Annotated in this window: 1 protein-coding gene; it reads left to right on the top strand. The window is 33.6% G+C overall.

Features of this window, described 5'->3' with window-relative positions; all coding sequences use genetic code 11:
• A partial coding sequence (locus CBG25_RS14690) for a Cro/CI family transcriptional regulator (protein ID WP_290607552.1) occupies positions 1–304 on the top strand: 304 nt, incomplete at its 5' end.
• Between the last annotated feature and the right edge of the window lie 277 nt (positions 305–581).

The raw sequence follows: 581 nt of genomic DNA on the forward strand, positions 1-581 counted from the left end.
ACATTTTTGGTTTTGTATGTTGATCAGTTTTGTTTTGTTATATAAAATATTATTCATAGCTAAATATCCTATGATGGATGGAAATAAGTTCATGCTTAAGAAAACGGTAATTAATTATTTTGGCGGTACAGTTGCTACCGCAAAAGTTCTTAATGTTTCTAAATCTACAGTTAGCCTTTGGGAAGAGGTTATCCCTTGGAAATATGCGCTTCTAATTGAAAAGTTGACCCAAAAGAAGCTAATGCTTGATGTTAACCTTTATCAAAATAAAACAATAAGAACGCTAAAAAATAATTCGATTTAATTTTATTAATAGATTGTTTTAAACAATCACCGCTCTTTAACAACTTGGCCTCCCTGAAATTGGGAGATTTTACCTTCCCAGCCCATCGGGAGGGAAAGCTATTATCTACAACTTATGGAATTAAGTGTAGGTAAGATCGTTGTAAACACTATCAAATCGTTATGCAATTCTTAATTTAGTAGCTCTTGTTTGTGATACAGCAAAGATTGAAGCGCTAGGAAGTAGAGCCGCATTTTTATGTTTCACTGGCTTACTCTGACCATAACACTTACGGCGT

It is taken from the genome of Arsenophonus sp. ENCA (assembly GCF_002287155.1).
GTDB classification, from domain to species: Bacteria; Pseudomonadota; Gammaproteobacteria; order Enterobacterales; family Enterobacteriaceae; genus Arsenophonus; species Arsenophonus nilaparvatae.